This is a genomic window from Enterobacter cloacae complex sp. SHL018 (assembly GCF_049237905.1).
Lineage (GTDB): Bacteria > Pseudomonadota > Gammaproteobacteria > Enterobacterales > Enterobacteriaceae > Enterobacter > Enterobacter hormaechei_C.
The window spans coordinates 1-24,949 of the sequence record NZ_JBMKJE010000007.1 but is presented as its reverse complement, the minus strand read 5'-3'; the positions used below and the strand labels follow the sequence as shown (position 1 = coordinate 24,949).

18 protein-coding genes, 1 rRNA gene and 1 riboswitch are annotated in these 24,949 nt (G+C 56.5%); of the genes, 13 read left to right on the top strand and 6 right to left on the bottom strand.

The features are described from left to right. Window positions 1-29 precede the first annotated feature (29 nt). Complete coding sequence (gene metJ, locus ACOTY5_RS20590) at window positions 30-347, bottom strand: met regulon transcriptional regulator MetJ (protein ID WP_006179183.1); 318 nt, start codon at window positions 345-347, stop codon at window positions 30-32. Between the two features lie 275 nt (window positions 348-622). Here metJ and metB point away from each other — a divergent pair, with 275 nt between their 5' ends. From metB to katG, 4 genes are all read left to right on the top strand, one after another. Further along, on the top strand, window positions 623-1,783 hold the full coding sequence (gene metB, locus ACOTY5_RS20585) for a cystathionine gamma-synthase (RefSeq protein WP_017383102.1): 1,161 nt from the start codon (window positions 623-625) through the stop codon (window positions 1,781-1,783). A 2-nt stretch (window positions 1,784-1,785) separates the two neighbouring features. Beyond that, complete coding sequence (locus tag ACOTY5_RS20580) at window positions 1,786-4,218, top strand: bifunctional aspartate kinase/homoserine dehydrogenase II (RefSeq protein ID WP_045142632.1); 2,433 nt, start codon at window positions 1,786-1,788, stop codon at window positions 4,216-4,218. Between the two features lie 213 nt (window positions 4,219-4,431). Beyond that, entirely contained in the window at window positions 4,432-5,322 is an 891-nt protein-coding gene (gene metF, locus ACOTY5_RS20575; RefSeq protein ID WP_045142633.1) for a methylenetetrahydrofolate reductase, read from the top strand. 144 nt (window positions 5,323-5,466) lie between these two features. After that, window positions 5,467-7,647 (top strand): catalase/peroxidase HPI, encoded by a 2,181-nt coding sequence (gene katG, locus ACOTY5_RS20570; protein WP_045142634.1) that lies wholly within the window; start codon window positions 5,467-5,469, stop codon window positions 7,645-7,647. A 92-nt stretch (window positions 7,648-7,739) separates the two neighbouring features. Here the strand turns inward: katG and gldA are convergent, their stop codons facing one another. The 3 genes from gldA to argE form a co-directional block, all read right to left on the bottom strand. Next, a complete protein-coding gene (gldA, locus tag ACOTY5_RS20565; protein ID WP_421632007.1) occupies window positions 7,740-8,843 on the bottom strand; it encodes a bifunctional L-1,2-propanediol dehydrogenase/glycerol dehydrogenase in 1,104 nt (367 codons plus the stop codon). A 206-nt stretch (window positions 8,844-9,049) separates the two neighbouring features. Then, a complete protein-coding gene (gene ppc / locus ACOTY5_RS20560; protein WP_017383108.1) occupies window positions 9,050-11,701 on the bottom strand; it encodes a phosphoenolpyruvate carboxylase in 2,652 nt (883 codons plus the stop codon). A gap of 271 nt (window positions 11,702-11,972) precedes the next feature. After that, window positions 11,973-13,124 carry an acetylornithine deacetylase gene (gene argE, locus ACOTY5_RS20555; protein ID WP_015569956.1) on the bottom strand — a complete coding sequence of 384 codons (1,152 nt, stop codon included), beginning with the start codon at window positions 13,122-13,124 and terminating at the stop codon, window positions 11,973-11,975. A gap of 88 nt (window positions 13,125-13,212) precedes the next feature. On the opposite strand from argE, the gene argC reads away from it, so the two are divergent. The 4 genes from argC (at window position 13,213) to oxyR (ending at window position 17,702) form a co-directional block, all read left to right on the top strand. Next, a complete protein-coding gene (gene argC / locus ACOTY5_RS20550) occupies window positions 13,213-14,217 on the top strand; it encodes an N-acetyl-gamma-glutamyl-phosphate reductase (RefSeq protein ID WP_033487965.1) in 1,005 nt (334 codons plus the stop codon). 6 nt (window positions 14,218-14,223) lie between these two features. After that, window positions 14,224-15,000, top strand: a complete 777-nt coding sequence (argB, locus tag ACOTY5_RS20545) for an acetylglutamate kinase (RefSeq protein WP_015569958.1) — start codon at window positions 14,224-14,226, stop codon at window positions 14,998-15,000. Window positions 15,001-15,105: 105 nt separating this feature from the next. Beyond that, window positions 15,106-16,479 (top strand): argininosuccinate lyase, encoded by a 1,374-nt coding sequence (argH, locus tag ACOTY5_RS20540; protein WP_045142636.1) that lies wholly within the window; start codon window positions 15,106-15,108, stop codon window positions 16,477-16,479. A gap of 305 nt (window positions 16,480-16,784) precedes the next feature. Further along, window positions 16,785-17,702 carry a DNA-binding transcriptional regulator OxyR gene (gene oxyR, locus ACOTY5_RS20535; RefSeq protein ID WP_003862055.1) on the top strand — a complete coding sequence of 306 codons (918 nt, stop codon included), beginning with the start codon at window positions 16,785-16,787 and terminating at the stop codon, window positions 17,700-17,702. On the opposite strand, the gene sthA is transcribed toward oxyR, so the two are convergent. Next, entirely contained in the window at window positions 17,685-19,085 is a 1,401-nt protein-coding gene (sthA, locus tag ACOTY5_RS20530) for a Si-specific NAD(P)(+) transhydrogenase (RefSeq protein ID WP_003862057.1), read from the bottom strand. The two genes, oxyR and sthA, sit on opposite strands and share 18 nt — an antisense overlap. 196 nt (window positions 19,086-19,281) lie before the next feature. Between sthA and fabR the strand changes: the two genes are divergently transcribed. Both fabR and ACOTY5_RS20520 read left to right on the top strand, forming a co-directional pair. Next, the gene (gene fabR / locus ACOTY5_RS20525) at window positions 19,282-19,920 is read left to right on the top strand and encodes an HTH-type transcriptional repressor FabR (protein WP_003862059.1); all 639 of its coding nucleotides are present in this window, start codon (window positions 19,282-19,284) and stop codon (window positions 19,918-19,920) included. A 9-nt stretch (window positions 19,921-19,929) separates the two neighbouring features. Further along, window positions 19,930-20,289, top strand: coding sequence for a YijD family membrane protein (locus ACOTY5_RS20520; protein ID WP_017383113.1), 360 nt, complete (start codon window positions 19,930-19,932; stop codon window positions 20,287-20,289). An 80-nt stretch (window positions 20,290-20,369) separates the two neighbouring features. Here the strand turns inward: ACOTY5_RS20520 and trmA are convergent, their stop codons facing one another. Beyond that, on the bottom strand, window positions 20,370-21,470 hold the full coding sequence (gene trmA / locus ACOTY5_RS20515) for a tRNA (uridine(54)-C5)-methyltransferase TrmA (RefSeq protein ID WP_003862063.1): 1,101 nt from the start codon (window positions 21,468-21,470) through the stop codon (window positions 20,370-20,372). Window positions 21,471-21,574: 104 nt separating this feature from the next. Continuing rightward, window positions 21,575-21,750, top strand: a riboswitch (cobalamin riboswitch). A gap of 66 nt (window positions 21,751-21,816) precedes the next feature. Here trmA and btuB point away from each other — a divergent pair. The 3 genes from btuB to ACOTY5_RS20500 all read left to right on the top strand — a co-directional run. Beyond that, entirely contained in the window at window positions 21,817-23,667 is a 1,851-nt protein-coding gene (gene btuB, locus ACOTY5_RS20510; RefSeq protein ID WP_023304629.1) for a TonB-dependent vitamin B12 receptor BtuB, read from the top strand. Then, the gene (murI, locus tag ACOTY5_RS20505; RefSeq protein WP_003862067.1) at window positions 23,612-24,463 is read left to right on the top strand and encodes a glutamate racemase; all 852 of its coding nucleotides are present in this window, start codon (window positions 23,612-23,614) and stop codon (window positions 24,461-24,463) included. Before btuB ends, murI begins: the two co-directional genes overlap by 56 nt. Before the next feature lie 381 nt (window positions 24,464-24,844). Continuing rightward, window positions 24,845-24,949: ribosomal RNA gene (locus ACOTY5_RS20500) — 16S ribosomal RNA — on the top strand; the annotation flags it as partial.

Here is a 24,949-nt window from a genome sequence, read left to right as displayed (position 1 = left end):
CCGCAAGGTGCCTTTTTTGTATCCGCTTATCAGTATTCCCACGTATCCGGGTCGATACCCAGTTCACGCATGATCACCTTCGCCTCTTCTGGAATTTCGTCACTGCGCTCTTTGCGCAGATCGTCATCGTTCGGCAACGGTTGGCCGGTAAACGCATGCAGGAACGCTTCGCACAGCAGTTCGCTGTTGGTGGCGTGACGCAGGTTGTTCACCTGACGACGCGTACGTTCATCGGTGAGGATCTTCAACACCTTCAGAGGAATGGACACCGTGATTTTCTTGACTTGCTCACTCTTCTTACCGTGCTCAGCGTATGGGCTGATATATTCGCCGCTCCATTCAGCCATGAGATACCTTTAATCCTCTCAGTCATTAATCTAAAGGTGCAAAACCGGTAACCATCAGTTTTGAACCGTAATCTTGCGTAGTTTACCGTAGAGACGATACCGAGGCACGGATATTGCCGCTGTAGCGTGTCCTAAAGCATATAATTTTAACGGCTATTTGCACATTGCTCAATCTATACGCAAAGAAGTTTAGATGTCCAGATGTATTGACGTCCATACTTTCAATGTTTACTCTGGTGCCTGACTTTTCACCTCATTCGCCAGGAAGCCTCACCATGACGCGTAAACAGGCCACCATCGCAGTGCGTAGCGGATTGAATGATGACGAGCAGTACGGCTGCGTTGTCCCGCCAATTCATCTCTCCAGCACCTATAATTTCACCGGATTTAATGAACCCCGCGCGCATGACTACTCGCGTCGCGGCAATCCTACGCGTGACGTCACCCAGCGCGCGCTGGCGGAACTGGAAGGCGGTGCGGGTGCGGTATTAACCAATACCGGCATGTCTGCCATTCACCTGGTGACTACGGTGTTCCTGAAACCTGGCGATCTGCTGGTGGCGCCGCACGACTGTTATGGCGGCAGCTATCGTCTGTTTGATAGCCTGGCGAAACGTGGCTGCTACCGTGTGCTGTTTGTCGATCAAAACGACGAACAGGCGCTGAAACAGGCGCTTGCCGAGCAGCCGAAGCTGGTGCTGGTGGAAAGTCCAAGCAATCCATTGTTGCGCGTAGTCGATATTGCGAAAATTTGTCAGCTCGCAAGGGATGCGGGAGCGATAAGTGTAGTGGATAATACGTTCCTCAGTCCGGCCCTTCAGAACCCACTGGCACTGGGTGCCGATCTGGTGTTGCATTCATGCACTAAATATCTGAACGGCCATTCTGACGTAGTAGCAGGTGTGGTGATTGCCAAAGATCCTGATGTAGTCACCGAACTGGCATGGTGGGCCAATAACATTGGCGTCACCGCGGGCGCGTTCGACAGCTATTTGCTGTTGCGCGGCATCCGTACGCTGTCGCCGCGTATGGACGTGGCGCAGCGTAATGCCCAGGCGATCGTGGATTTCCTGAAAACCCAGCCGCTGGTGAAGAAGCTTTATCACCCGTCGCTGCCGGAAAACCAGGGGCACGAGATTGCCGCGCGCCAACAGAAAGGATTTGGCGCGATGTTAAGTTTTGAACTGGACGGTGACGAGCAAACGCTGCGTCGCTTCCTGAGCGGGTTGTCATTGTTTACGCTGGCGGAATCCTTAGGGGGAGTAGAAAGCTTGATCTCCCACGCCGCAACCATGACGCACGCAGGTATGGCACCCGAAGCACGTGCCGCCGCCGGGATTTCCGAGACGCTGCTGCGTATCTCGACCGGTATTGAAGATTCTGAAGATTTAATTGCCGATCTGGAAAATGGCTTCCGGGTCGCAGCCAAGGGGTAATCATGAGTGTGATAGCGCAGGCAGGGACGAAGGGTCGTCAGCTGCACAAGTTTGGTGGTAGTAGTCTTGCTGATGTGAAATGTTACCTGCGTGTCGCAGGGATCATGACCGAGTATTCACAGCCGGGGGACATGATGGTTGTCTCTGCGGCGGGCAGCACCACCAACCAGTTGATTAGCTGGCTGAAACTGAGCCAGACCGATCGCCTCTCTGCGCATCAGGTGCAACAGTCCTTACGTCGTTACCAGAGTGAACTGATTGCCGGTTTGCTGCCTGCGGACGTGGCGGACGGGCTGATTAGCGCTTTTACGCACGACCTTGAGCGTCTGGCCGCTCTGCTGGACAGCGGCATTACCGATGCAGTGTATGCGGAAGTGGTTGGCCACGGTGAAGTGTGGTCTGCGCGCCTGATGGCCGCCGTGCTGCAACATCTTGGTGTGGAAGCCGCCTGGCTCGACGCGCGTGATTTCCTGCGTGCCGAACGTGCCGCACAGCCGCAGGTGGACGAAGGGTTGTCTTACCCGCTGCTGCAACAGCTACTGGTGCAACATCCTGGTAAACGTATTGTCGTCACCGGTTTTATCAGCCGCAGCAATGCCGGCGAAACCGTTCTGCTGGGCCGTAACGGCTCTGACTACTCGGCAACGCAGATTGGTGCCCTGGCGGGCGTGTCCCGCGTCACCATCTGGAGCGACGTGGCCGGTGTCTACAGCGCGGACCCGCGCAAAGTAAAAGATGCCTGCCTGCTGCCGCTGCTGCGTCTCGACGAAGCGAGCGAACTGGCGCGTCTGGCGGCCCCGGTGCTGCACGCGCGCACGCTACAGCCGGTTTCCGGCAGCGACATCGACCTGCAACTACGCTGTAGCTACACGCCGGATCAGGGTTCCACCCGCATTGAACGCGTGCTGGCATCCGGTACGGGCGCGCGCATTGTCACCAGCCATGATGACATCTGCCTGATTGAGTTCCAGGTGCCTGCGGGCCAGGATTTCAAACTGGCACACAAAGATATCGACACCATCCTGAAACGTGCCCAGGTGCGTCCGCTGGCCGTTGGCGTACATAACGATCGTCAGCTGTTGCAGTTCTGCTATACCGCTGAAGTGGTGGACAGCGCCCTGAAAATTCTGGATGAAGCGGGCCTGCCGGGCGAGCTTCGCCTGCGTCAGGGGCTGGCGCTGGTGGCGATGGTGGGCGCGGGCGTCACCCGTAACCCGCTCCACTGCCACCGCTTCTGGCAGCAACTGAAAGGTCAGCCGGTGGAGTTCACCTGGCAGTCGGAAGAGGGCATCAGTCTGGTTGCCGTGCTGCGTAAAGGGCCAACCGAAAGCCTGATTCAGGGTCTGCACACCTCCCTGTTCCGCGCGGAAAAACGCATCGGCCTGGTACTGTTCGGGAAAGGGAACATCGGTTCCCGCTGGCTGGAGCTGTTCGCCCGCGAGCAGGTAACGCTTTCGGCGCGTACCGGGTTTGAATTTATTCTGGCAGGGGTGGTGGACAGCCGCCGCAGCCTGCTGAACTACGAAGGGCTGGACGCCAGCCGGGCGCTGGCCTTCTTTAACGATGAAGCGGTTGAGCAGGATGAAGAGTCGCTGTTCCTGTGGATGCGCGCGCACCCGTACGACGATCTGGTGGTGCTGGATGTGACCGCCAGCGAACAGCTGGCCGATCAGTATCTGGATTTTGCCAGCTATGGGTTCCACGTCATCAGCGCCAACAAGCTGGCGGGCGCGAGCAGCACTGATAAATACCGTCAGATCCATGACGCATTCGAAAAAACGGGCCGTCACTGGCTGTATAACGCCACCGTTGGCGCGGGTCTGCCGGTGAACCATACCGTGCGCGACCTGATTGAAAGCGGCGACAGCATTCTGGCGCTGAGCGGGATCTTCTCCGGCACGCTCTCCTGGCTGTTTTTGCAGTTTGATGGCACCGTTCCGTTCACCGACCTGGTGGATCAGGCGTGGCAGCAGGGCTTAACCGAGCCGGATCCGCGCGTTGACCTTGCCGGTAAAGATGTGATGCGCAAGCTGGTGATCCTGGCGCGTGAAGCCGGCTACGACATTGAGCCGGGTCAGGTACGCGTTGAGTCTCTGGTGCCTGCGGGCTGCGAGGAGGGGTCCGTCGATCACTTCTTCGAGAACGGTGACGAGCTGAACGAGCAGATGGTGCAACGTCTGGAAGCGGCTAACGAGATGGGCCTGGTGCTGCGTTACGTGGCGCGTTTCGAGGCGAACGGTAAAGCGCGCGTGGGCGTGGAGGCGGTGCGTCCTGAACATCCGCTGGCGGCGCTCCTGCCGTGCGACAACGTCTTCGCCATCGAAAGCCGCTGGTATCGCGATAACCCGCTGGTGATCCGTGGCCCGGGCGCGGGACGTGATGTCACCGCCGGAGCCATTCAGTCTGATATTAATCGTCTGGCTAAGCTGCTGTAACCCCTCACCCTAACCCTCTCCCCAATGGGGAGAGGGCGTGCTTCTCACCCCCATCATGAACGCCCTTCATCTTGCCTGAACAAACCTCACCGTTAATGTTGATTATTTCTGTTGACGTCATCCCGCTTTTCCGTCATTTTTACATCTGGACGTCTAAACGTATAGAAGTTCACAACACAACAAACAACGACACGCGAAAGATAGAGGTAAGGTATGAGCTTTTTTCACGCCAACCAGCGGGAAGCCCTGAATCAGAGCCTGGCCGAAGTAAACGGCCAGATTAACGTCTCTTTTGAATTTTTCCCGCCGCGCACCAGTGAAATGGAGCAAACCCTGTGGAGCTCTATCGATCGTCTGAGCAGCCTCAAGCCGAAGTTCGTCTCCGTGACCTACGGCGCCAACTCCGGTGAGCGTGACCGCACGCACAGCATCATTAAGGGCATTAAAGATCGAACCGGTCTGGAAGCGGCACCGCACCTGACCTGTATCGACGCCACCCGTGATGAATTGCGCGCCATTGCCCAGGACTACTGGAATAACGGCATTCGCCACATTGTGGCCCTGCGCGGCGACCTCCCGCCAGGCAGCGGCAAGCCAGAGATGTTTGCCGCCGATCTGGTCGGGCTGCTGAAAGACGTTGCCGACTTTGATATCTCCGTGGCTGCCTACCCTGAAGTTCACCCGGAAGCCAAAAGCGCCCAGGCGGATCTGCTCAACCTGAAGCGTAAAGTGGAGGCCGGTGCTAGCCGCGCGATTACTCAGTTCTTCTTTGACGTGGAAAGCTACCTGCGCTTTCGCGACCGCTGCGTCTCGGCGGGTATTGATGTCGAAATCATTCCTGGCATTCTGCCGGTCTCGAACTTCAAACAGGCGAAGAAATTCGCAGATATGACCAACGTGCGCATTCCGCTGTGGATGTCCAAAATGTACGAAGGGCTGGACGACGATCCGGAAACCCGTAAGCTGGTGGGGGCCAATATCGCGATGGACATGGTGAAGATTTTAAGTCGCGAAGGGGTGAAAGATTTCCATTTCTATACCCTGAACCGCGCGGAAATGAGCTACGCCATTTGCCATACGCTCGGTGTTCGCCCGGCGCTGTAAAGTAAAAATCCCTCATAAAATGAGGGATTTTTAATCGAACGGAGAGTTAAAAGGTATTAGCTATCGAATCTGTGGATTAATTCAACTATCTCTTATCGCTAGTGGTGTATATCGTAACGGTAACACTGTAAAGGGAGCATAGCGATGAGCATGTCAGACGAGACCAATAACGCGGCATCCGCCGGCAAATGTCCGTTCCACCAGGGCGGCGTCGATCATAGCGCGGGTGCAGGTACCGGCAGCAAAGAATGGTGGCCTAAACAACTTCGCATCGATCTACTTAATCAACACTCCAGCCGTTCTAACCCTCTGGGTGAAGACTTCGACTACCGCAAAGAATTCAGCAAGCTCGACTATTCCGCCCTTAAGGGCGATCTCAAAGCACTGTTAACCGACTCACAACCGTGGTGGCCTGCCGACTGGGGCAGCTATGCGGGCCTGTTTATCCGTATGGCCTGGCACGGTGCGGGTACCTATCGCTCCGTTGACGGTCGCGGCGGCGCCGGACGCGGTCAGCAACGCTTTGCACCGCTGAACTCTTGGCCGGATAACGTCAGCCTGGATAAGGCTCGCCGCCTGCTGTGGCCAATTAAGCAAAAATACGGACAAAAAATCTCCTGGGCTGACCTCTTTATCCTCGCGGGTAACGTGGCGCTGGAGAACTCCGGCTTCCGCACCTTTGGTTTCGGTGCCGGGCGTGAAGACGTCTGGGAACCGGATCTGGACGTGAACTGGGGCGATGAAAAAGCCTGGCTGACCCACCGTGACCCGGAAGCGCTGGCGAAGCGCCCGCTGGCGGCCACCGAAATGGGTCTGATTTATGTGAACCCGGAAGGGCCAAACGCCAGCGGTGAACCGCTGTCTGCGGCGGCGGCGATCCGCGCTACCTTTGGCAACATGGGCATGAATGACGAAGAGACCGTCGCGCTGATTGCGGGCGGACATACGCTCGGTAAAACGCACGGCGCAGGTGAAGCCACGCACGTGGGCACTGACCCGGAAGCGTCGCCGATTGAAGCGCAGGGCCTGGGCTGGGCCAGCACGCACGGCACCGGTATTGGCGCTGACGCCATCACCTCCGGGCTGGAAGTTATCTGGTCTCAAACCCCGACCCAGTGGAGCAATTACTTCTTCGAGAACCTGTTCAAATACGAATGGGTGCAGACGCGTAGCCCGGCGGGCGCCATTCAGTTTGAAGCCGTGGATGCGCCGGAAATTATGCCTGACCCGTTCGACCCGTCGAAAAAACGCAAGCCAACCATGCTGGTCACCGACCTGACGCTGCGTTTTGATCCGGAATTCGAGAAAATTTCCCGTCGCTTCCTGAACGATCCGCAGGCCTTCAACGAAGCCTTTGCGCGTGCCTGGTTCAAGCTGACCCACCGCGATATGGGGCCAAAAGCGCGGTACATCGGCCCGGAAGTACCGAAAGAAGATCTGATTTGGCAGGATCCGCTGCCGCAGGCGGTGTTCAATCCGTCGAAAGAAGACATTGAAAGCCTGAAAGCGGAAATTGTGGCATCCGGTCTGTCCGTGAGCGAACTGGTTTCGGTTGCCTGGGCGTCGGCTTCAACCTTCCGAGGTGGCGATAAGCGCGGCGGTGCCAACGGCGCGCGTCTGGCACTGGCGCCTCAGCGCGACTGGGATGTGAACGCCGCAGCGGTTCGCGCGTTACCGGCTCTGGAAGCCATCCAGCGCACCACCAACAAAGCTTCACTGGCCGATATCATCGTGCTGGCGGGTGTCGTAGGCGTTGAGCAGGCTGCGAAAGCCGCAGGTGTTTACGTCAACGTACCGTTCACGCCGGGCCGCGTGGATGCGCGTCAGGACCAGACGGACATCGAGATGTTTAACCTGCTCGAACCGGTTGCTGACGGTTTCCGCAACTACCGTGCGCAGGTGGATGTGTCCACTACGGAGTCGCTGCTGATCGACAAAGCCCAGCAGCTGACCCTGACTGCGCCGGAACTGACGGTGCTGATCGGCGGTCTGCGCGTACTGGGTGCAAACTTCGATGGCAGCAAGAATGGCGTGTTTACCAACCGCGAGGGCGTGCTGAGCAACGACTTCTTCGTTAATCTGCTGGATATGAACACCCAGTGGAAAGCGACCGACGACTCAAACGAGCTGTTTGCCGGTAGCGATCGCGCCAGCGGGGAAGTGAAATACACCGCGACCCGCGCCGATCTGGTCTTCGGTTCAAACGCAGTCCTGCGTGCGCTGGCCGAAGTTTACGCCAGCAGTGATGCACACGAGAAGTTCGTTCGTGATTTTGTTGCCGCATGGGCGCGAGTGATGGATTTGGACCGGTTTGATGTGAAGTAACCATTGTGCCGGGTGGCGGCTACGCCTTACCCGGCCTACAAATTAAAGTGCCATGTAGGCCGGGTAAGCGCAGCGCCACCCGGCTTTTTTCGTTACTCCCACTCCTGCAAGAATCGCTGTCCGTACTGGTCCGCCACCAGCAGCGCCGCATAGACCTGATCCGGCGTTACGCCGCCAGGCATGTTGTGAATGGTTTCCCCTTCGGCACAGGACGCCTCCGCGATCAGCCGCATTTTGGCCGGAATATCCTCTTTGATATTCAGCTGCGCCAGCGTGATCGGCAGCCCAACACTGTGGCAAAGCGCGGCGACGGTCTCAATTTCTTCAACCGGCGCGTTCTCCAGTACCAGTTGCGTCAGCGTACCGAATGCGACCTTTTCACCATGGTAGAAATGATGCGCATCCGGCACCGCCGTCATGCCGTTGTGAATGGCATGCGCCGCCGCCAGCCCGCCGCTTTCAAAGCCCACGCCGCTGAGATAGGTGTTGGCTTCGATAATGCGTTCCAGAGCCGGTGTGACCACGTGCTGTTCCGCCGCCAGCATCGCTTTCTCGCCCTCTTCAACCAGCGTGTTGTAGCACAGCTCTGCCATCGCTAACGCTGCCTGCGTGCACTTGCCGCCCGCCATGGTCGTCGCGCCGCTACGTGAGCAGGCACGCGCTTCAAACCAGGTTGCCAGGGCATCGCCAATCCCGGCGGCCAGCAGGCGCGCAGGTGCGCCCGCCACCACTTTGGTATCGACAATCACCATGTTCGGGTTGTGCGGCAGCATCAGGTAGCGATCGAACTCGCCGCTGTCGGTATAAATCACGGAAAGGGCGCTGCACGGCGCATCGGTGGAGGCAATGGTCGGGGCAATGGCCACCGGCACGTCCATAAAGTGGGCCAGCGCTTTGGCAGTATCCAGCGCTTTTCCGCCGCCGATACCCAGCACCGCCAGACAGTCAGTGCTGTCGGCCAGCTTTTTCAGGCGATCGATTTCATTTTGCGAACATTCGCCACCAAATGGTGCAATTTCGGCATGGAGTCCGGCTTTTTTAAAACTCTGGCGCAGGGTTTCTTCAGCAAAACCCAGCACAAATTTATCGCCCACCACCAGCCAGCGATTTGCCAGCGGCTTCAGGTAGTCGCCGAGGCGAGTGAGAACATCTGCGCCCTGGATGTATTTTCCCGGGGATTGAATGACACGGTCCATAACATTACTCCCTTAGTGTTTGAGGTAAATTCTGTCCTGTTCGAGCTGCACTAAGAGTGACTCTACTCCCGGCGTGCCGGTCATTTGTTGCGCTACGTCTAAGGGAAACGTGATTGCCTTACCGGTGGCAAAGATTGAGGGGGAGATCAGGGAAGGGGGAAGATCGAGAAGTGCCCGGCAAGCGTAGCGCTGCCGGGCACTGAGCATTAACCGGTGTTGCGCATACCTGCCGCAACGCCTGCTATCGTTACCATCAGCGCCTGTTCAACGCGCGGATCCGGCTCTTTACCTTCCTCCTCCGCCAGACGCGAACGGTGCAGCAGTTCAGCCTGTAAAACGTTCAGCGGGTCGGTGTAGATGTTACGCAGCTGGATAGACTCGGCGATCCACGGCAGGTCTTCCATCAGGTGGGAGTCATTAGCGATATCCAGCACCACTTTAATATCGCCTTCAAGCAGCTCGCGCAGCTCTTTACCCAGCGCCCACAGCTCTGGTTTCACCAGACGCTGATCGTAGTATTCCGCCAGCCACAGGTCGGCTTTCGAGAAGACCATCTCCAGCATGCCCAGACGGGTAGAGAAGAATGGCCAGTCGCGGCACATGGTTTCCAGTTCGCTCTGCTTTCCGTCTTCCACCACTTTTTGCAGCGCCGCACCGGCACCCAGCCAGGCCGGCAGCATCAGACGGTTTTGCGTCCAGGCGAAGATCCACGGAATGGCGCGCAGGGATTCAACGCCGCCGGTCGGGCGACGCTTGGCCGGGCGCGAACCCAGCGGCAGTTTACCCAGCTCCTGCTCAGGCGTGGCTGAGCGGAAGTAAGGCACAAAGTCTTTGTTTTCACGCACGTAGCCGCGATAGAGGTCGCAGGAGATGTCAGACAGCTCGTCCATGATCCGGCACCAGGACTCTTTTGGCTCCGGCGGCGGCAGCAGGTTGGCTTCCAGGATCGCACTGGTATAGAGCGACAGGCTGCTGATGGTCACTTCCGGCAGGCCGTACTTGAAGCGGATCATCTCACCCTGCTCGGTCACGCGCAGGCCGCCTTTCAGGCTTCCTGGTGGTTGAGAGAGCAGCGCTGCGTGTGCAGGCGCACCGCCACGACCAATGGAGCCGCCGCGTCCGTGGAACAGGGTCAGTTCAATACCGGCTTTTTCGCAGGTTTTGATTAGCGCATCCTGCGCCTGATACTGCGCCCAGGAGGCTGCCATCACGCCCGCATCTTTCGCGGAGTCGGAATAGCCAATCATCACCATCTGTTTGCCCTGAATAAAGCCGCGATACCAGTCGATGTTCAGCAACTGGGTCATCACGTCGTTAGCGTTGTTCAGGTCGTCGAGGGTCTCAAACAGCGGGGCCACTGGCAGGGCATAGTCAATGCCCGCTTCTTTCAGCAGAAGGTGAACGCCCAGCACGTCGGACGGGGTCTTCGCCATGGAGATCACATAGGCGGCCACCGATCCTTTCGGCGCATCCACGATCGCTTTACAGGTGTTGAGTACTTCGCGGGTGTCGTTGCTTGGCTCCCAGTTGCGCGGCAGCAGCGGGCGCTTGGAGTTCAGCTCGCGGATCAGGAACGCCTGTTTGTCGGCTTCTGACCAGCTTTCATAGTCGCCGATGCCGAGGTAGCGGGTCAGCTCGCCCAGTGCTTCGGTATGACGGGTACTTTCCTGACGAACGTCGATACGCACCAGCGGCACGCCGAAACACTTCACGCGGCGCAGGGTGTCGAGCAGTTCGCCGTTGGCAATGATGCCCATCCCACAGGCCTGGAGCGATTTATAGCAGGCGTACAGCGGCTCCCAAAGCTGTTCGTTCTGGCTCAGCAGACCTTCCGGCTTCGGCAGGCGCTGGCCTTTCAGGCGCGCTTCCAGCCAGGCCTGAGTGGCCATCAGCTGACCGCGCAGTTTTTTCATCAGGAAACGGTACGGTTCGCTGGCGCCTTCTTCACCGGCCAGCGCGCGCAGTTCCGGCGTGGCTTCCACCATCGACAGCTCGGAGATCAGCACCTGAATATCTTTCAGGAACAGGTCGGTCGCTTTCCAGCGGCTCAGCAGCAGGACGTGGCGGGTGATTTCCGCCGTCACGTTCGGGTTGCCGTCGCGGTCGCCGCCCATCCAGGAGGTAAAGCGCACCGGAACAAAATCAACCGGCAGGCGGTAGCCCAGGTTCTCTTCCAGCTGTTCGTTCAGCTCGCGCAGGTAGTTGGGGACCCCTTCCCACAGGCTGTTTTCCACCACCGCAAAGCCCCATTTGGCTTCGTCGACCGGGCTTGGGCGATGCTTACGAATTTCATCCGTGTGCCAGGACTGGGCAATCAGCTGGCGCAGACGGCGCATAAGCTGGTTACGTTCGTAGTCGGCAATGTCTTTGTTATCCAGTTGCTTCAGACAGTTGTTCACTTCCACCATTTTGTGGATCAGCGTACGACGGGTGATTTCGGTTGGGTGTGCGGTCAGCACCAGCTCCAGCGAAAGGGATTCTACCGCTTTTTTGATGGTCGCTTCGTTGAGGTCGGGCTGGTCTTTGAGTTTACGAAGGGTGCGGGCAATGACTTCCGGGTTGCTGGCCGCTTCGCCTTTTGGCGAAATGCTGTGGTATTGCTCAGCGGTGTTTGCCAGGTTCAGAAACTGGCTGAAGGCGCGGGCAACGGGCAGCAGCTCATCGTTAGAGAGGTTCTGCAAGGTGGTGAGCAGCTCCTGACGATTGGCCTCGTTACCGGCGCGGGAAGATTTGGACAGCTTGCGGATGGTTTCAACGCGGTCGAGGATGTTCTCCCCCAGTGCGTCTTTGATGGTATCTCCAAGCACTTTGCCGAGCATACTGACATTACTACGCAACGCGGAATATTGTTCGTTCATAAAAACCCAGTCACCCCATCATTTTTGTTTATGCCCATGCGAAAATCTTCTGGACATTATTTTGTCATCTCCCTTTATAAAGCCACGTAAAACCCCCGTCGTCAATTGCTGCGAAAACGGTTCAGCAAACGAATAAATGTGGGCAATTTACGAAATTTAATTCGTATTGCGTCAGATAAGAGATGCTTATGGGAATGTGACGAAGATCATGCGATTTGTTGCCCTCACCCTAACCCTCTCCCACAGAGAGAGGGGACTGTTCGGTGCGTTTTTAATGCCAGCAGAAGTGATGCACAACCTGGGTAATGAGTTCGCGAGTGGGCTTGATGAAGCGGGTTTCGAGATATTCGTCCGGCTGGTGGGCCTGGTTGATGGAGCCAGGGCCCAGAACCAGCGTCGGGCACAGCGTCTGAATAAACGGCGCTTCGGTGCAGTAGTTCACCACGTCGGTTTTCTCGCCGAGCAGTTTTTCCACCACCTGAACCAGTTGATGGTCAGGCGGACATTCGTAGCCTGGAATCGGCGGATGCAGTTCGGAGACCGTCAGACGGCCCGGCCAGCGCTCGCTGACCGGTGCCAGCGCTTCGTTCAGTAAGCCATCCAGATCGCTCAGCGTCATGCCCGGCAGAGGACGGATATCCATATGCAGTTCGCAGCAGGCGCAGATACGGTTGGACGCATCACCGCCGTGCAGGCTGCCGAGGTTTAGCGTCGGATACGGCACGGTGAACGCCTCGTAGTGATAGCGCTCTTTCAGATCGTCGCGCAGGGTCATGATGCGGCCAATCGCGTCATGCATCAGCTCGATGGCGTTCACGCCGCGCGCCGGATCGCTGGAGTGGCCGGACTGTCCGAGCACGCGCACCGCGGTAGAAATATGGCCTTTGTGCGCCCGAATCGGTTGCAGAGAGGTCGGTTCGCCGATGATCGCGCAGTCAGGACGAATCGATGTATTTTCAGAGAAATAACGTGCGCCCGCCATGCTGGTCTCTTCATCGGCGGTCGCCAGAATGTAGAGCGGCTTTTTCAGGGTTGTCACGTCCACGTCACGCAGCGCGTCGAGGATAAAGGCGAAAAAGCCTTTCATGTCGGCGGTGCCCAAACCGTAGAGTTTGTTGTCATGTTCGGTCAGCGTGAACGGATCGCGCGTCCAGCGGCCATCATCAAACGGCACGGTGTCAGTGTGGCCAGCCAGCAGCAGGCCGCCCGCGCCATGTCCGGTACTGGCGAGCAGGTTAAATTTGTGGCGTGTTCCGGGGACGGGCTGAACCTCAACGTTAAACCCAAGATCGCTAAACCAACCCGCCAGCAGATTGATTAAAGACTCATTGCTCTGATCCAGGGCTTCTTCCGTCGCGCTGATGGAGGGTGTGGCAATCAGGGCGCGGTAAATCTCGATAAATGGCGGTAAGTTCATTTTCATTGTTGACACACCTTAGGTCGTGATAGTATCAATATTCATGCAATAAATGTGAATAAAAATACATTATCGTTGAGCATAAAGGAACCCGATGTTGAATACGCTGATTGTAGGCGCTAGCGGTTATGCGGGCGCAGAGCTTGTAAGCTACGTAAATCGCCACCCTCATATGACCATAACCGCTTTGACGGTGTCAGCGCAAAGCAATGATGCCGGAAAGTTAATTTCCGATTTGCATCCACAGCTTAAGGGCGTGGTTGATTTGCCTTTGCAGCCCATGTCTGACATCAGCGAGTTCACCGACGGCGTTGACGTTGTGTTTTTAGCCACGGCGCATGAAGTTAGCCACGACCTGGCACCGCAATTTTTAGCGGCCGGCTGCGTGGTCTTTGATCTCTCCGGCGCGTTTCGCGTTAACGACAGCGCGTTCTACGAAAAATATTATGGTTTCACCCATCAGCACCCGGATCTGCTCGAAAAAGCGGTGTATGGCCTGGCGGAGTGGAGCGCTGACAAACTGAAAGAAGCGGATCTGATTGCCGTGCCGGGCTGCTACCCGACGGCGGCGCAGCTTTCCCTGAAGCCGCTGATCGACGCGGGTCTGCTGGATCTGAATCAGTGGCCGGTGATCAACGCCACCAGTGGCGTGAGCGGCGCCGGGCGCAAAGCGGCGATCTCCAACAGCTTCTGCGAAGTGAGCCTTCAGCCGTATGGCGTGTTTAATCACCGCCATCACCCTGAAATCACCACCCATCTGGGCGCGGACGTGATTTTCACCCCGCACCTCGGCAGCTTCCCGCGTGGGATCCTCGAAACCATTACCTGCCGCCTGAAACCGGGTGTGACCAAAGAACAGGTGAGCGAGGTCTTCACGCAGGCGTATGCGGATAAACCGCTGGTGCGCCTGTATGACAAAGGCGTGCCGGCGTTGAAAAACGTGGTTGGCCTGCCGTTCTGCGACATCGGCTTTGCCGTGCAGGGCGAGCATCTGATTGTGGTCGCCGCAGAAGATAACTTACTCAAAGGCGCTGCCGCACAGGCAATGCAGTGTGCAAATATTCGTTTCGGCTTCCCTGAAACGCAGGCTCTTATTTAAGGTGTGATGATGAATCCATTAATTATCAAACTCGGTGGTGTACTGCTGGACAGCGAAGAAGCGCTGGAGCGCCTGTTTACCGCACTGGTGAACTATCGCGAATCACACCAACGTCCGCTGGTGATTGTGCATGGCGGCGGCTGCGTGGTGGATGAGCTGATGAAAGGGCTCAACCTGCCGGTGAAAAAGAAAAATGGCCTGCGCGTGACGCCAGCGGACCAGATTGACATCATTACCGGCGCGCTGGCGGGAACGGCGAACAAAACGCTGCTGGCGTGGGCGAAGAAACACCATATCGCCTCCGTTGGCCTCTGTCTGGGCGATGGAGATAGCGTAAAAGTGACCCAGCTCGACGAAGAGCTTGGCCATGTTGGACTGGCGCAGCCAGGTTCGCCTGAGCTGATTAACACCCTGCTGGAAGGCGGTTTCCTGCCGGTGGTGAGCTCAATCGGCGTGACCGAAGAGGGCGAACTGATGAACGTCAATGCGGACCAGGCGGCGACGGCGCTGGCGGCAACGCTGGGCGCAGACCTGATCCTGCTCTCCGACGTGAGCGGCATTCTGGACGGCAAAGGCCAGCGCATTGCGGAAATGACCGCCGCAAAAGCCGAGCAGCTGATCGATCAGGGCATTATCACCGACGGCATGATCGTTAAAGTTAACGCCGCGCTGGATGCGGCCCGCACGCTGGGCCGCCCGGTGGATATCGCCTCCTGGCGTCACGCAGAGCAGCTTCCGGCGCTGTTTAACGGCACGCCGATTGGCACGCGTATTCTGGCTTAAGATTCTGTGCCGGATGGCGCTTCGCTTATCCGGCCTACGTGAATTTTGTAGGCCCGGTAAGCGCAGCGCCACCGGGCAAAAATATCATCATTAAGGAAATTCGTTATGGCACTTTGGGGTGGGCGTTTTACACAGGCAGCGGATCAGCGGTTCAAACAGTTCAACGACTCTTTGCGCTTCGACTACCGCCTGGCCGAACAGGATATTGTCGGCTCTGTGGCCTGGTCCAAAGCGCTGGTGACCGTTGGCGTGCTGACCGCAGACGAACAGCAGCAGCTGGAAGAGGCGCTGAACAACCTGCTGGAAGAGGTGCGTCTGGATCCGGAGCAAATCCTCCAGAGCGATGCCGAAGATATTCACAGCTGGGTGGAAGGCAAACTGATCGACAAAGTCGGCCAGTTGGGTAAAAAGCTCCATACCGGGCGTAGCCGTAATGACCAGGTGGCGACCGACCTGAAGCTGTGGTGCAAAGAGACCGTCGGCGAACTGCTGGCGGCGAATCGTCAGTTGCAGAGCGCGCTGGTGGACACCGCGCAGAGCAATCAGGATGCGGTGATGCCGGGTTATACCCACCTGCAACGCGCGCAACCAGTGACGTTCGCGCACTGGTGTCTGGCCTACGTTGAGATGCTGGCGCGTGATGAGAGCCGTTTACAGGATACCTTAAAGCGTCTGGACGTCAGCCCGCTGGGCAGCGGCGCGCTGGCTGGTACGGCGTATGAAATCGACCGTGAGCAGCTGGCAGGCTGGCTGGGCTTTGCCTCCGCCACCCGCAACAGCCTGGACAGCGTCTCTGACCGTGACCACGTGCTGGAGCTGCTCTCGAATGCCTCTATCGGGATGGTGCACCTGTCGCGCTTTGCCGAAGACCTGATCTTCTTTAACTCTGGCGAAGCCGGGTTTGTAGAGCTGTCCGACCGCGTGACGTCCGGCTCCTCCCTGATGCCGCAGAAGAAAAACCCGGATGCGCTGGAGCTGATCCGCGGTAAGTGTGGCCGTGTGCAGGGCGCGCTGACCGGTATGATGATGACCCTGAAAGGGCTGCCGCTGGCATACAACAAAGATATGCAGGAAGACAAAGAGGGGCTGTTCGACGCGCTCGACACCTGGCTGGACTGTCTGCATATGGGCGCGCTGGTGCTGGACGGCATTCAGGTGAAACGTCCGCGCTGCCAGGAAGCGGCGCAGCAGGGGTATGCTAACTCTACCGAGCTGGCGGACTACCTGGTGGCGAAAGGCGTACCGTTCCGCGAGGCGCACCATATTGTGGGTGAAGCGGTGGTGGAAGCGATTCGTCAGGGTAAAGCCCTTGAAGAGCTGGCGCTTGCCGACCTGCAAAAATTCAGCGCGGTTATCGGGGATGATGTCTACCCGATTCTGGCCCTGCAATCCTGCCTGGATAAGCGTGCAGCGAAAGGTGGCGTGTCGCCGAAGCAGATAGCGCAGGCGATTGCGGATGCGAAAAACCGGTTGGTTTGAATAGTGCGGGCTGGTGCCCTCACCCCGGCCCTCTCCCACAGGGAGAGGGAGAAAAACGGAGCCTGGCTTAGTGCTGGGCTTTTTTTTACGCAAAAAAAAGCGGACCACGGGGTCCGCAAAAGTTCACGTTGGCTTTAGTTTTTCGAGTTTTGAGAGAAACTCGCTGACGGTGCGGGGACGTCAAGGGTCAAACACGTGCCGCCTCGTCTATGTGATGTATTATTCAACAGAATGCTTGATAGGGATAATCGTTCGTTGCTATGCTATCTATCGCCATGAACTATCGTGGCGACGGAGGATGAATAATGAATATTCGTGATCTTGAATACCTGGTAGCGTTAGCTGAGCATCGCCATTTTCGCCGCGCGGCAGACTCCTGCCACGTCAGCCAGCCAACGCTGAGCGGTCAGATCCGCAAGCTGGAAGATGAGCTGGGCGTGATGCTGCTGGAGCGCACCAGTCGTAAGGTACTGTTCACGCAGGCAGGTCTGCTGCTGGTGGATCAGGCGCGCACCGTACTGCGCGAGGTCAAAGTGCTCAAGGAAATGGCAAGCCAGCAGGGGGAAGCGATGTCCGGCCCGCTGCATATTGGCCTGATCCCAACCGTTGGCCCGTACCTGTTGCCGCAAATCATTCCGATGCTGCACCAGACGTTCCCGAAACTCGAAATGTACCTGCATGAAGCGCAAACCCATCAGCTGTTGGCGCAGTTAGACAGCGGCAAGCTCGACTGCGCGATCCTGGCGCTGGTCAAAGAGAGTGAAGCGTTTATTGAAGTACCGCTGTTCGATGAGCCGATGATGCTGGCGATCTATGAAGATCACCCGTGGGCGAACCGCGATCGCGTGCCGATGGCCGATCTGGCCGGTGAAAAACTGCTGATGCTGGAAGATGGCCACTGTCTGCGCGATCAGGCGATGGGCTTCTGCTTCGAAGCGGGTGCCGATGAAGATACCCATTTCCGCGCAACCAGCCTGGAAACGCTGCGTAATATGGTGGCGGCGGGAAGCGGTATTACGCTGCTGCCGGCGCTGGCGGTGCCGCACGAGCGTAAACGTGATGGCGTGGTCTATCTGCCCTGTATTAAGCCGGAGCCGCGTCGCACCATTGGTCTGGTTTATCGTCCGGGGTCACCGCTGCGCAGCCGCTATGAGCAGCTGGCAGAGGCCATCCGGGGTGCGATGGATGGCCATTTCGACAGCGCGTTAAAACAGGCGGTTTAAGCCGTTCAGCGCAGCTACCCGATAAGCTTCCGCCATGGTCGGGTAGTTAAAGGTGGTGTTAACGAAGTACTCAATGGTGTTGCCACCACCTTTTTGCTCCATGATCGCCTGGCCGATATGAATGATTTCCGCCGCGCGTTCACCGAAGCAGTGAATACCGAGGATCTCTTTCGTCTCGCGATGGAACAGGATCTTAAGCGTACCTACGCTCATCCCCACGATTTGCGCCCGCGCCAGATGTTTAAACTGGGCACGACCCACCTCGTAAGGCACCTTCATGGCCGTCAGTTGCTGCTCGGTTTTGCCGACAGAACTGATTTCCGGAATGGTGTAGATGCCCGTCGGGATATCTTCAATCAGATGCGCCGTCGCTTCACCTTTCACCAGCGCCTGTGCGGCAATGCGGCCCTGATCGTACGCGGCGGAGGCCAGGCTTGGGTAACCAATCACGTCGCCCACCGCGTAAACGTGCGGCAGCGCAGTCTGATACATGCTGTTGACCTTGAGCTGACCGCGGCTGTCGGTTTCAAGCCCGATATTCTCCAGCTGCAATGAATCCGTGTTGCCGGTACGGCCGTTGGCGTACAGCAGGCAGTCCGCCTTCAGCTTCTTACCAGATTTCAGGTGCATGATCACACCGTCGTCGCAGCCTTCGATTTTCTCGTACTCTTCGTTGTGGCGAATCACCACGCCGCTGTTCCAGAAGTGGTAGGAGAGGGAATCTGACATCTCCTGATCGAGGAACGCCAGCAGGCGGTCGCGGGTGTTGATCAGATCAACTTTGACCTCCATTCCCCTGAAAATCGACGCATATTCGCAGCCAATCACGCCCGCGCCGTAGATGATCACATGGCGTGGCTCGTGGTGCAGGCTGAGGATGGAGTCGCTGTCGTAAATGCGCGGGTGCGAGAAATCCACGTCTGCCGGATGGTAAGGACGGGAGCCGCAGGCGATCACAAATTTTTCAGCGGTGAGCGTCTCAACCGAACCGTCGTGGCACTCCAGCGCCAGGGTGTGTTCATCCACAAAATGCGCGTTCCCTTGCAGAATTTCACAGTGGTTGCGCTCATAGAAACCCTGACGCATGCGCGTCTGCTGGTTAATGACCGTGTCTGCGTGATTCAGGATATCGGCAAAGGAGGAGCGAAGAAGTCGGGAGTGGTCGCTGTAAAGAGGGTTCTGGTTAAATTCGATAATGCGGCTAACGGCGTGGCGGAGGGCTTTCGAAGGGATGGTGCCCCAGTGGGTGCAACCGCCGCCGACGTTATGGTAGCGCTCAATAACCGCTACTCTGGCTCCCTGTTTTACCAGACCCATAGCAGCACCTTCGCCGCCGGGGCCGGAACCAATAACTATTGCGTCGTAATCGTAGGAATGTGGCATGGCAAGGCTTACCTGTTCTTATACATAAAAGCAACAGAATCATAACATCATTGCCAGGGTAACCCAATTATCGTTGTGCTTTTTTCGGGCAGTGGAGCACAAACCGCCCGTAAACAATCATTCACAAAGCCAGGTAAACAGATTAATTTTATTCTCTGGTATAGTGCCAACGGGCCTTTGGAAGGATTCAACTATCGTGATGGGCGTAAGAGCACAACAAAAAGAGAAAACCCGGCGTTCGCTGGTGGAAGCCGCATTCAGTCAACTGAGTGCTGAGCGGAGTTTTGCCAGTTTGAGCCTGCGTGAAGTGGCGCGCGAGGCCGGGATTGCGCCAACGTCCTTCTATCGTCATTTCCGTGATGTGGATGAACTGGGCCTGACCATGGTCGACGAGAGCGGTTTGATGCTGCGCCAGCTTATGCGTCAGGCGCGTCAGCGTATCGCCAAAGGCGGCAGCGTGATCCGCACCTCCGTGTCGACATTTATGGAATTTATCGGCAATAACCCTAACGCGTTTCGCCTGCTGTTGCGTGAGCGTTCCGGAACGTCAGCCGCGTTTCGTGCCGCCGTCGCGCGTGAAATTCAGCATTTCATCGCGGAACTTGCCGACTATCTTGAACTCGAAAACCATATGCCGCGTGCGTTTACTGAAGCACAGGCCGAGGCGATGGTGACGATTGTTTTCAGCGCGGGTGCCGAAGCGCTGGATGTCAGCATTGAACAACGTAAGCAACTCGAAGAGCGACTGGTATTGCAGCTGCGGATGATTTCTAAAGGTGCGTACTACTGGTATCGCCGTGAACAAGAGAAGTTGGCACATCAAAACGATGAGTGAAGGTGAGTAATGAAACAGTCAGGTCAGGATAAAGGAACGCTGTTGCTGGCATTGATCGCTGGCTTATCCATTAATGGTACGTTTGCGGCGGTTTTTAGCTCAATTGTACCGTTCTCGATTTTCCCGATTATCGCGCTGGTGCTGACGGTGTACTGCCTGCATCAACGTTATCTGAACCGCACCATGCCGGTTGGGTTACCGGGACTGGCCGCAGCCTGTTTTATTCTGGGTGTACTGTTGTACAGCACCGTGGTGCGCGCAGAGTATCCGGATATTGGCTCTAACTTCCTGCCTGCGGTACTGTCTGTGGCGCTGGTGTTCTGGATTGGCTCGCGCATGCGTAGCCGCAAGAGCCAGTTACCGGAGTAATGAATTATTTGTAGGGCAGGTAAGCGAAGCGCCATCTGCCAAAAAATGCCGGATGGCGCTACGCTTATCCGGCCTACAGATCACCGTGCGGTAAGTAAAACGCCGCACTCCATATGGTGCGTATACGGGAACTGATCGAACAGCGCCAGACGTTCAACCTTGTGCGTCTGGCTTAATGTTTCCAGATTCTTGCACAGCGTCTCCGGGTTACAGGAGATGTACAAAATACGCGGGTACGCCTGCACCATCTTCTCGGTTTCGCTGTCCAGGCCACTGCGCGGCGGATCGACAAAAATTGTCTCACACTGGTAGCTCTTCAAATCAATCCCTTGCAGGCGGTTAAACTCGCGTACGCCGTTCATCGCCTGGGTAAATTCTTCTGCCGCCATACGAATAATTTGTACGTTATCAATATGGTTAGCGGCGATGTTGTACTGCGCGGCGGCCACCGACGGTTTGGCGATTTCCGTCGCCAGCACGCGCTCGAAATTACGCGCCAGCGCCAGCGAGAAGTTGCCGTTACCGCAGTAGAGCTCCAGCAGATCGCCCTTAGACCCTTCTGTCGCCTTCAGCGCCCACTCCAGCATCTGCACGTTCATGGCGGCGTTCGGCTGGGTGAAGCTGTTCTCTACCTGACGGTAAACCATCTCTTTACCTGCTACCGGCAGACGCTCGTCGATGTAATCCTGGTCCAGCATGATTTTGGTTTTGGTCGCGCGGCCAATCAGGTGCACGTTGATGTTCTGTGCGCGCAGCGCATCGCGCAGGGCTTCTGCCTGCTCGCGCCACTCGTCGGTCAGCGCTTTGTGATAGAGCAGAGAAACAATGGCCTGATTGCTTTGAGTGGTCAGGTAGTCAATCTGGAACAGCTTGTTGCGCAGCACCGGATTATTGCGTACACCGTCGATCATTAGCGTCATCAGCTGGTTGATGAGCTCACTCGCCGCCGGAAAACTGTCTACGCGAATGCGGGATTTCGTCTGCTGATCGAAAATGATGTGGTACAGGTCATCGCCATCGTGCCAGATGCGGAACTCAGCGCGCATACGGTAGTGGCTGACCGGAGAACGAAACACCTCGGGAACCGGCGCGTTGAAAGGCGTCATCATACTTTGCAGGCGGACAACTTTTTCTGCCAGCTGTGCGTCGTACTGTTCTGTCGGGAGGTGTTCGGGGGTCATGATGCGTCCTGAGTGATAAAGAATTACGCGGGGATTGTAGGGATTGTGCAGTGGATGTCCAGATTTAATGGCTAATAGCTATCTGGACATCTATACGTGTCTAATTGTAGCATTCTGTTTCCGGTCTCCTGAGAGTGAAAAGGGAATTCAGTGCAAATCTGGAGCTGACGCGCAGCGGTAAAGACTGGCGGGATGAGAGTTGTAGACACTGTGAAAATGGGAAGTCTTCATCCGTATAACGCCACCCAGCCCGAAGACCTGCCGGGATCACGTCGCATTTGGTTTCATCATCGCGTGCTATCGATGAGGCCTGCGGCATCCTTCTTATATTGTGGATGCTTTAACAATGATTAAAAAAGTATCGCTGTTGACGGCGTTTTCCGTCACGGCATTTTCGGGCTGGGCGCAGGAAAGCGCCGACTCGTTGGTGGTGACAGCAAACCGTTTCGAACAACCAGCAAAAACCGTTCTGGCTCCGACCTCCGTCGTGACCCGTGAGGATATTGAACGCTGGCAGGCAACGAGTGTTGTGGAAATCATGTCACGCCTGCCGGGTGTGGACATCGCACAAAGCGGCGGGATGGGGTCAACCTCTTCAACGTTTATTCGCGGTACGGAATCCCGCCATGTTCTGGTACTGATTGATGGTATCCCCCTGAATAATGCCGGGATCAGCAATGTTCCCGATTTAAGCCAAATTCCGACGTCGCTGATTCAGCGTATTGAGTACATTCGCGGCCCACGTTCGGCGCTGTATGGCTCCGACGCGATTGGCGGTGTGATTAACATCATTACCGGGCGCGACAAGCCGGGTGCAGAAATTTCTGCGGGTGTCGGTTCAAAGGGGTATCAAAACTATAACGGTGCCTTCCAGCAGGTGTTCGATAAAACCAAAATCACCATGGCCGGTGATTATACCTATACCCGTGGTTTTGATATTGCCGCAAAAGATGCCCCGCGCCAGCCAGACCGCGATGGTTTTATGAGTAAATCGCTATTTGGCTCGGTGGAGCAGCAGTTTACCGACAGCGTCAGTGGGTTCTTCCGTGGCTTTGGCTACGATAACCGCTCCGCGTATGACGGTTACGATCACTATGGTGCGACCGGCATTGATGGGCGGCCGGACACGCGTCAGGTTTACAGCCAGAATTGGGACACCGGGTTGCGCTATAACCAGGGTATTTTCCAGTCACAGCTGGTGGCAGGGTATGGCCGTAGCAAAGATCAGAACTATGATCCGAAAAAAGGCCGCTACGCTGACTCCGCAACCATGGATGACGTGAAGCAGTACACCACCCAGTGGCTGAATACGGTTGAAGTGGGTCACGGCAATATCGGCGCGGGTCTGGACTGGCAGAAGCAGAAAACCCAGGCGGGTACGGGCTATCTGGAAAAAGGTTACGAACAACGTAATACCGGCGTGTTCCTTTCGGCGATGCAGCAGTTCAACAGCGTGACGCTGGAAGCGGCGGCGCGTAATGACGATAACTCTAATTTTGGCAATCACGCCACCTGGCAGACCAGCGCCGCATGGGAGTTCATCGAGGGGTATCGCATCATCGGTTCTTACGGTACAGCGTATAAAGCACCGACCATGAGCCAGATCCACAGTAAAGATTACGGTAATCCGGATCTGAAGCCAGAAGAGAGTAAGCAGTGGGAAGGCGGCTTTGAAGGTCTGACGGGGCCGGTAAACTGGCGTGTGACGGGCTATCGTAATGATATCGATAACCTCATTAATAGCGACCCGCGGACTTACCGTTATTACAACGTCGATGAAGCCCGTATTAAAGGAATCGAGGCGACGGCCCAGTTCGACACTGGCCCGGTAGGGCATCAGATTTCTTACGACTACGTCGACCCGCGTAATGCGAAAACTAACGAAGTCCTGGCTCGTCGCTCAAAGCAACAGGTTAAGTATCAGCTTGACTGGCAGGTGTGGGATCTCGACTGGAATCTGGCGTACCGTTATCTGGGCACTCGCTATGATGTTGCCGTTGATCCGAATACCTATGCAACAGAACGCGTGAAAATGGGCGGCGTCAGCCTGTGGGACGTCGCGGTTTCATATCCTGTCACCTCTCATCTCACAGTTCGTGGTAAAATAGCCAACCTGTTCGATAAAGATTACGAGACAGTTTATGGCTACCAAACTGCAGGACGGGAATACACCTTGTCTGGCAGCTACACCTTCTGATCCGCGTCCCACCGTGCTGGTGTTTGATTCCGGCGTCGGTGGGCTGTCGGTCTATGATGAGATTCGGCAGCTCCTGCCGGATCTCCATTACATCTACGCCTTCGATAACGTCGCGTTCCCGTATGGGGAAAAGAGTGAAGACTTTATTGTTGAACGTGTGGTTGAAATCGTCACCGCGGTACAAAAGCGTTATCCCCTGGCGCTGGCGGTCATTGCCTGTAATACGGCAAGCACGGTCTCTCTTCCTGCCCTGCGCGAAAAATTCCCGTTCCCGGTTGTGGGCGTTGTTCCGGCAATCAAACCTGCGGCGCGTCTGACGGCGAACGGCATTGTGGGGTTGCTGGCTACGCGCGGTACGGTAAAACGTCCTTATACGCGTGAGCTTATAGAGCGCTTTGCCAATGAATGCCAGATCGCCATGCTCGGCTCCGCGGAGCTGGTGGAAATGGCGGAAGCAAAACTGCACGGCGAGACGGTATCGCTTGAAGAGCTGCGCCGTATTCTGCGTCCATGGCTGCGGATGCAGGAACCACCGGATACGGTTGTTCTCGGCTGCACCCATTTCCCGCTATTACAGGAAGAGCTGTTAAAGGTTCTGCCTGAAGGGACCCGGCTGGTGGATTCCGGTGCTGCAATTGCGCGTCGGACGGCCTGGCTGCTGGAACACGAGGCGCCGGATGCGAAATCAGCGGATGCGAACATCGCTTTCTGTATGGCGATAACAAAAGAAACCGAACAACTTTTGCCCGTTTTACGTCGTTATGGCTTCGAAACGCTCGAAAAACTGGCGCTGTAGCACGGTTTTGAGCAAAAAAGAGACGGTTGAACGTTTTTTTTCAAAGAGGGGTTGTCAACGTCGGAGAACTCCCTATAATGCGCCTCCACTGACACGGAACAACGGCTTACAAGCCGCCGGGACAGCGGGGTTCAGAGATGAACACCAACAGAGAAAAGTGAAAATAATTGCTTGACTCTGAATGAGGAAAACGTAATATACGGGACCTCGCAACGATGAGCTGAAAGCCGCGTTGCAACTGCTCTTTAACAATTTATCAGACAATCTGTGTGGGCACTCAAAGTGACATGGATTCTTAATGTCTTCGGACACTAAATGAATACCAAGTCTCTGAGTGAACACGTAATTCATTACGAAGTTTAATTCACGAGCATCAAACTTAAATTGAAGAGTTTGATCATGGCTCAGATTGAACGCTGGCGGCAGGCCTAACACATGCAAGTCGAACGGTAACAGGAAGCAGCTTGCTGCTTCGCTGACGAGTGG

Excerpts from the sequence above, each read along its gene's own strand:
- metJ (WP_006179183.1), bottom strand. The coding sequence starts at position 347 with ATGGCTGAATGGAGCGGCGAATATATCAGCCCATACGCTGAGCACGGT.
- metB (WP_017383102.1), top strand. The coding sequence starts at position 623 with ATGACGCGTAAACAGGCCACCATCGCAGTGCGTAGCGGATTGAATGAT.
- ACOTY5_RS20580 (WP_045142632.1), top strand. The coding sequence starts at position 1,786 with ATGAGTGTGATAGCGCAGGCAGGGACGAAGGGTCGTCAGCTGCACAAG.
- metF (WP_045142633.1), top strand. The coding sequence starts at position 4,432 with ATGAGCTTTTTTCACGCCAACCAGCGGGAAGCCCTGAATCAGAGCCTG.
- katG (WP_045142634.1), top strand. The coding sequence starts at position 5,467 with ATGAGCATGTCAGACGAGACCAATAACGCGGCATCCGCCGGCAAATGT.
- gldA (WP_421632007.1), bottom strand. The coding sequence starts at position 8,843 with ATGGACCGTGTCATTCAATCCCCGGGAAAATACATCCAGGGCGCAGAT.
- ppc (WP_017383108.1), bottom strand. The coding sequence starts at position 11,701 with ATGAACGAACAATATTCCGCGTTGCGTAGTAATGTCAGTATGCTCGGC.
- argE (WP_015569956.1), bottom strand. The coding sequence starts at position 13,124 with ATGAAAATGAACTTACCGCCATTTATCGAGATTTACCGCGCCCTGATT.
- argC (WP_033487965.1), top strand. The coding sequence starts at position 13,213 with ATGTTGAATACGCTGATTGTAGGCGCTAGCGGTTATGCGGGCGCAGAG.
- argB (WP_015569958.1), top strand. The coding sequence starts at position 14,224 with ATGATGAATCCATTAATTATCAAACTCGGTGGTGTACTGCTGGACAGC.
- argH (WP_045142636.1), top strand. The coding sequence starts at position 15,106 with ATGGCACTTTGGGGTGGGCGTTTTACACAGGCAGCGGATCAGCGGTTC.
- oxyR (WP_003862055.1), top strand. The coding sequence starts at position 16,785 with ATGAATATTCGTGATCTTGAATACCTGGTAGCGTTAGCTGAGCATCGC.
- sthA (WP_003862057.1), bottom strand. The coding sequence starts at position 19,085 with ATGCCACATTCCTACGATTACGACGCAATAGTTATTGGTTCCGGCCCC.
- ACOTY5_RS20520 (WP_017383113.1), top strand. The coding sequence starts at position 19,930 with ATGAAACAGTCAGGTCAGGATAAAGGAACGCTGTTGCTGGCATTGATC.
- trmA (WP_003862063.1), bottom strand. The coding sequence starts at position 21,470 with ATGACCCCCGAACACCTCCCGACAGAACAGTACGACGCACAGCTGGCA.
- btuB (WP_023304629.1), top strand. The coding sequence starts at position 21,817 with ATGATTAAAAAAGTATCGCTGTTGACGGCGTTTTCCGTCACGGCATTT.
- murI (WP_003862067.1), top strand. The coding sequence starts at position 23,612 with ATGGCTACCAAACTGCAGGACGGGAATACACCTTGTCTGGCAGCTACA.